General features: G+C 41.6%; 6 protein-coding genes. 2 read left to right on the top strand and 4 right to left on the bottom strand.

Translation table 11 applies throughout. The features are described 5' to 3' along the window. Positions 1-82: IS3 family transposase (locus AC1D7X_RS25585; RefSeq protein WP_495476413.1), on the top strand; the 82-nt coding region annotated here is incomplete at its 5' end. Between the two features lie 291 nt (positions 83-373). On the opposite strand, the gene AC1D7X_RS25580 is transcribed toward AC1D7X_RS25585, so the two are convergent. The 3 genes from AC1D7X_RS25580 to AC1D7X_RS25570 all read right to left on the bottom strand — a co-directional run bounded on the left by AC1D7X_RS25580 (position 374) and on the right by AC1D7X_RS25570 (position 3,185). Beyond that, the gene (locus AC1D7X_RS25580) at positions 374-1,060 is read right to left on the bottom strand and encodes a DUF6199 family natural product biosynthesis protein (protein ID WP_495476412.1); all 687 of its coding nucleotides are present in this window, start codon (positions 1,058-1,060) and stop codon (positions 374-376) included. 636 nt (positions 1,061-1,696) lie between these two features. Next, on the bottom strand, positions 1,697-2,431 hold the full coding sequence (locus tag AC1D7X_RS25575; protein WP_495476411.1) for an aminoglycoside phosphotransferase family protein: 735 nt from the start codon (positions 2,429-2,431) through the stop codon (positions 1,697-1,699). Between the two features lie 217 nt (positions 2,432-2,648). Then, positions 2,649-3,185: a hypothetical protein gene (locus tag AC1D7X_RS25570; RefSeq protein WP_495476410.1), complete on the bottom strand. Its 537-nt coding sequence runs from the start codon at positions 3,183-3,185 to the stop codon at positions 2,649-2,651. A 273-nt stretch (positions 3,186-3,458) separates the two neighbouring features. Here AC1D7X_RS25570 and AC1D7X_RS25565 point away from each other — a divergent pair, with 273 nt between their 5' ends. Next, entirely contained in the window at positions 3,459-4,724 is a 1,266-nt protein-coding gene (locus tag AC1D7X_RS25565; protein ID WP_495476409.1) for an IS110 family RNA-guided transposase, read from the top strand. A gap of 537 nt (positions 4,725-5,261) precedes the next feature. Here AC1D7X_RS25565 and AC1D7X_RS25560 read toward each other — a convergent pair. Continuing rightward, complete coding sequence (locus tag AC1D7X_RS25560; RefSeq protein ID WP_495476408.1) at positions 5,262-6,083, bottom strand: hypothetical protein; 822 nt, start codon at positions 6,081-6,083, stop codon at positions 5,262-5,264. Positions 6,084-6,375: the final 292 nt, after the last annotated feature.

Below are 6,375 nucleotides of genomic sequence, written 5' to 3'. Positions count from 1 at the left end.
CGAATACTACAATAAAGAGCGATTCCAGAAAAAATTAGGCGACCTCTCCCCGGTAGAATACCGTGAGGCGATCGCCGCTTAACACTCTCTTTTATTACTGTCTACTTGACGGGGCTATGACCAGTGCGTCTTCTTTACTGTTGTCTTTTATTGTGACTGCAGAGTTAATTTTCATGGGAGTTCAATGAACTAGCTTTTTATCTTGTCTTCAAGGAGTATTAAGTGTTTCCTCAACACTTTCAATCGGTCCATATCCAGGAGACAAAGTCCTCCATTAAAAATATACTTATGGTTATCACTCGCTACCTGGTTCGTCAATAGCTGTATTTTCACCGCCCGAGCAACCGGGCGCGGGGCAACAATCCACATGCGCCTAGTAAGCTTTGAAAGCGACGATTATCGAACTAATCATAACTACAATCCCGCCGACCTTGCTCATGAAATAATAGAAGTCGCTCGGCTCGGGGTTCTCGTACATGAGTCGCTGCGGAGATAGACGGAACATTAAATCTTGGAAGGCTTGATAACGGAAGCTGCACCAGCCAAAGATCAACAGGCCGATGGCAAGAAATAGAAACCCTGGCATGCCTCGTTTGACATGGTAATCGGAGTAAGCCGCGCTTACGAGCGCCGACGGCTGGAAATCTTCTTCCCCTTCCTCCTTAATCCGCTCTCCGTTGGCATACATCTGAATAGCCATGACGATATTGCCTTTGTCATCGTAGCTCAAGAGCAAGCCATTATTATCCTCGACGATGTAGAAATGGCCGTTTGGATAGGTCACTCGGAACTGGTTCGAGTAAGGGGCGCTTTTGTCCGTAATCGCATAGGACTGCCCGCCGATGATCACTGTGCGGTGCAACTCATCGTCGGTGCGTACTTGGACGGGAGCAGCCGTGCTACTATGATAGGTGACGAGACGGTCTTGCTCGCCGGCGAATTTGTACGTATCCTCGTACAGGTAGAAGACGCGGTCCGCGAAATAGGGCCTTGACAAAACGCCCGTCAAGACGGACACGAGGACCACGGAGACTAAGAAAATAAAACCAGGTGTTTTCATTTTTCGGAATAATGCCGCTCGGTTAGAAATATGCGCTCATCCTTTCTTCTTTATTCATTTTACGTTCTAATAAGATAGGCGGTTGCAAGCATCTATGCAAGGATATAATGTGTTGATGATTTACAATCAAGTTCAAGAACGGCTGATGAAGTGCAAGCGGTTGGAAGAGTTGAAGGAGCCCTGCAAGCATAATGTTTTATATGTCCATAACGGAAGATCAGCAAATTCTTTTGGCCTTTTCTATTCATTAATCCAATATCCTTGGAACATGGCAGTGATCTCTCACAACAGCAACAAAGGTGCATGAATCTAGATCGACGAAAACTTACCACCATCATAAACATTTCAAAAATGTATTATTCAAATTTCATTCTTACTCATTACAGGAATGCTGCCCGTTACTTCAATGAAAACAGCAGGCTACCGTAGCGCCTGCTCATTAATGTGTATCATTCAACTAAAGTTCCCCGTTAGCCATACATGCAGCGCAAGCGCCGCACCACAGATGATGGAAGTAATTCCGTTCTTCCATGGGAGTTCAATCTTTTGTTCAAGAGAGGGCTAATTGATATCCAGTACATCATCTATTAAGTTCAACATTCCCCCCAGAGTTAGTGAGGAACGCCTAAACACAACCTATTCGTTGGGGCATTCACCTATTCTAGCCGTAATAATCACAGATAGATAATCTTGTATCATTTCTCGGGTAACATTCATTTCGATAAGATATAAGTCTGCCAGCGTTCTCTTAAATCGCAGAAGCGTTTCTCTATCATCTGCATCTACTGGAACTGGTGTATATTGAACTAAAAAAACAGTTCTTGCAACATCATACAAAAAATCTCCATGGCACACATTCATGAAGTCTATAACCATTGCATGCCCGTTTGATAATAATATATTACCCGGATGAAAATCACCATGACAAAGTGTATCTCCATCTTTCAATCTATCCAAGATTTTTAATACTCCTTCTTGTTCCATTAAATTAACCGATGTCGCGTTTAATATATTGGATTTTAAAAATTCTTTGTAATCTGGTACATTGCTAACTCTGTTCTGAACGATAGTCTTATGTAGCCTTGCCATATATTCCGCACATCCCTGGAGGTCACCTGTTTTCAAAACCCAATCCGACAGGGATTCGCCCTTCACTCTGTCATAAATAATACCCATTCGCTCTTCGTAACAAATAATTTCATATGCCTTTGGTTTTGCAAAGTTCATAACATTGATTGCCTTTGCGTTTTGAAACTCTCTTTCTACTGCGTTTTTTGGATAGCCCTGATCGAAAAGCTTAAGCACTGTACCTTCTTCCCATTCAAATACAGTTGCCGTGTTACCTTCACCAATTATTTTCCCATATTTCAATTATGTCACCCTTCCTTTTAAAACCATTTTCACAGCCGTTTCTTTCAGTGCACTCTGTGCATCCATTGCCGATACCAATTTGTTCTCTTTAATAAATTGTCGAAGCTGTTTCTTTTGTCCATAATCCCATGTGTGCTCCCCAACCTTCCCTATATATCTATTTTAATGTATTTGGGAGTTTACACAATCTATTTTACACACTCTCGTTGTTGATTAATTACTGATTCTTAATTAACGTTAGGTCTGCTGAAATAACAGACCCATCGGCGTTGTTTAAATCAATATACCATCTGCCTACTTGTTCCAATCCCCAGTACATTTCTCCTCCATAAATAGTACCAGGAGCAACTGAAGTTTCAACCCACTTACTACCTAACGGGGATTTTAGCCGAGCATACAAATCCTTCTTACCTGTATTATGTACGTAAAATTGTAGTAACTCCCTTTTGCCATCACTGCGTGCACTATACACAAAAGTACTACCACCTTGACCGTTAGCAAGAATCTGTTGACTATGTACAGCCCCCTTTGACACAGTGTCACTTGGCATCACCTTTACTTTGAACACATTTACAGAAGGGGCTTCTGAAGGCGTTCTTAATGATACATCTTTCACTTCTATGGCGTCACTTTGGTTCTTCTCTTTGAGGTGGATTTGCTTTGGACCATCTGAAAAAGCCAAGTATATCCCCAACACAAAAAATCCAGTAACAAGCGACAGCAGACAACCGTAAATCAGTCTTTTCTTTCCCACTTTACTTCTCCTCAAATTCAAATTTTGTATAACTTCACTCCTATATATTACCATCTATTAACACTTTATAGTAGACTTACCATGTTATCCTGCCCGTTAGCGTAACGAAGGGCTGCCGTTTGGCAGCCCTCATGAAATTGAAGTATCGTGTCCCGTTAGATTCCTGTAGATGGATAAATTTCAGCTTTGTAAAAAAACGAGCGCCTCTGTACGATGGAAGTACGCTACGGGTCAAAAGCCCTTTAATTCCATCATCAAGGAGGACGCTCTACTATGAAGTTCAAATCACAAGATAAGCAAAATCAACTCATTGAAAACATTACCGTTAACCATATTGTTGTAGGTGTAGACATTGCTCAGGAGACCCATGTTGCTAGAGCGGTTAACTTCCGTGGTGTCGCTCTCGGTAATCCCTTAGTGTTTAGTAATGACGAAGATGGATTTAAATCCCTCGACCGTTGGATTCGCGATCTGTTAGCCTCATTTAAGTTATCCCAAGTAATCGTTGGCATGGAACCAACTGGTCATTACTGGTTCAGCCTAGCCAGTTGGCTAAAAAACAAAGAAATTGAAGCCGCACTTGTTAATCCTCACCTTGTTAAAAAGAATAAAGAAAACCGCGACAATACACGCTCTAAAAGCGATAGAAAGGATGCTTTAGTTATTGCAGACATGGTGAAAAACGGCTATTACTCCCCTGTCCGTTTCCACTCTTCTGAATACGAGGAACTGCGAGTGCTGATGGCTAACCGAGAAACAGTCGTTAAAAGGCTTGTTAGTGCCGTTAACCAGATTCACCGCTGGGTCGACATTGTCTTCCCTGAGCTGAGACAAGTCTTTAAAATCCTAACTTGTAAGGGTTCATTGTTAACCCTTCGGCTTTTTCCCCTCCCAGCTGAGCTATGTAAACTAAGTCCTGACGATGTAATTAAAGGATGTCAAAAATCAATGAAACGGCATTCTGGTGTGCGCAGAGCTCATCTACTCATCGAGCTTGCTAAGCAAACTGTTGGTTCCAAGCAGGCAACACACGCTTACAAACTTCATCTAGAGCAGCTCCTTGAGGAGCATGATCTAGCAACTAAACAACTACAAAGGATCGAAGAAGAAGCAAAAGACGTTGTTGAACGTATCCCCTATTCGGGCAAAATCCTTGCCATTACTGGAATAAGTGCAATTGCTCTAGCTGGTGTTTTAGGAGAGTCTGGAGATCTTAGAGGTTATGCGCATGGGAACGCTCTACTCCGTCACGCAGGACTTAATTTGATCGAAGCAAGCTCGGGTAAATGGAAGGGACAAATGACGCTCAGTAAGCGTAGGCGTCCACGACTGCGTCACTTTCTCTATTTAATCACGATGTGCATGGTCATGAGCAACCAAGAATTTAAAGCATTACATTACCATAATGTTCAGGTGAAAAAGATTAAAAAGATGAAATCTATTATGAAGTTATGCGGAAAGTTAGCTCGAATTTTAGTAGGAATGACTCGTGGTGATGAAGCCTACAACCCAAATAAAATCTTTGCAGTGGCAGCTTAAAAATAAACATTACCTCACGCAAGTTGGCGTATTCGCAGGATGACAAAAAAAGCACGGAGTATCGGGATACATTAAGCAAAAGGGCTCCGACCCGTTCCGTTAGAAAGACCGACCTCCACCCCTTAGATAGATGTGACGAAGGAATGATAGGGCGCTTGACCCGTTGAGACATGGGAGTGAAAATCGCTAAGGGCACCGTGGAGCATACGTGAAGCACATGGAATGAATTGGGTGAGTCAACTCCACCTCTGTTCCCGTATGCCATCTAACGAATGTTCCTAGCAATCCTGGCTCTCTTTCATTCTAATGTTATTTCTAAAGGGATGAAATCCTGCGAATAGGCGAGCTTGCGTGAGATAATCAAATCATACCGAGGGAGCTCAATATCTGGCTTTCCAATGATGAACAAGCAAATTTGATTAATACGATCACCTGTAGGCGGTGGCACAAGGAGATAAATTAATGGTTAATGACTAAAAAAAAAAATTTCAAGATACCAATTGTGTGGTTTTGAAAGCTTTCTTCTTATCTTTTAAATTATTTTCCAATGTAGCGTGGTCCGAAATCCTTCAGACTAGAAAGTTCATCGCGAGAAATGTCCCTTATCTCTTGAACCGTTTGCTTTTGGAGATCGAATCGGTAAAGTTTCCAAATATCAGATGGTTGCTCGCTTACAAAATCAAGAACGTGGCCGTCCGTATTCCACAACACATAAGCAGTTGAAATATACTTTGTGTCCGTAGGCGCAAAGGTAAAGCGTTTATCGTTGAGATTATAAAGGCCAATACTACTGGCACTTGGATCACCATATGCAAAAACGAGTGTTTCATTATTTGGTGACCAGTTGTATGTTGGAATAGATTCCACTCCCTTTTTCCCAGATGATTCAAGCTCGGCATTTAAATTAATACTCTCCCCGTTGTTTAAATTGGTTAATATTACGGTTGAATACCCGCCACTGGATAAACTACTAGCTAAATAGTTCTGATTTGGAGACAGCGATATCGAATCTAATTCCGAAGGCTTTTGATCGAGTTTTAGATCAAAATCTTTATCGGCTTTTTGTATCTTTATGAGACTTAATATCCGAGCTTCGGGTCCATCTACAACTTGCTTTGTTGCTGTTAACTTTACATCTCCGCTTTTCCATACGAGCTGATCTTGATTATTTTCAATGGATCCAGGAAATTGATTTTTGAAATAATGAGACAGTACCAATGGATCGGTTTTATTTCCGTATTGATTAATATCTGCATTGCTTCCTGTTCCTTGGGACTTCTCACCTGACTCTGTATTGTTCTTTGAACATCCAACAATGATGATAGCTAACAAAAAGATTAATATGGAAAATCGCTTCAATGATCTTCACTCCTTCGCTCCTATTATGTTTTCACTTATGTCTGACCCATATATATAGCCCATAAAGTTGAACTAAAGTCAAATTATTCAATTTAAAATATCGTTTTTCTTTTACGCATAACTGCCCGTTAGCGTAACGAAGGGCTGCCGTTTGGCAGCCCTCATGAAATTGAACTATCGGTAGCAATAGGTAAGCCTTTGATGCGATCTCCAGCTTTTCCCCTGCTCCACACGGAGCGTGCTAGTTTCCCAGCACTCCGCGTTCCCTCTAACAGAATGTACTAGATCATAA

This window comes from Paenibacillus sp. Y568 (assembly GCF_059445545.1).
Note: the sequence above shows the minus strand (reverse complement) of the source record. Positions and strands in the feature narration are given on the sequence as shown.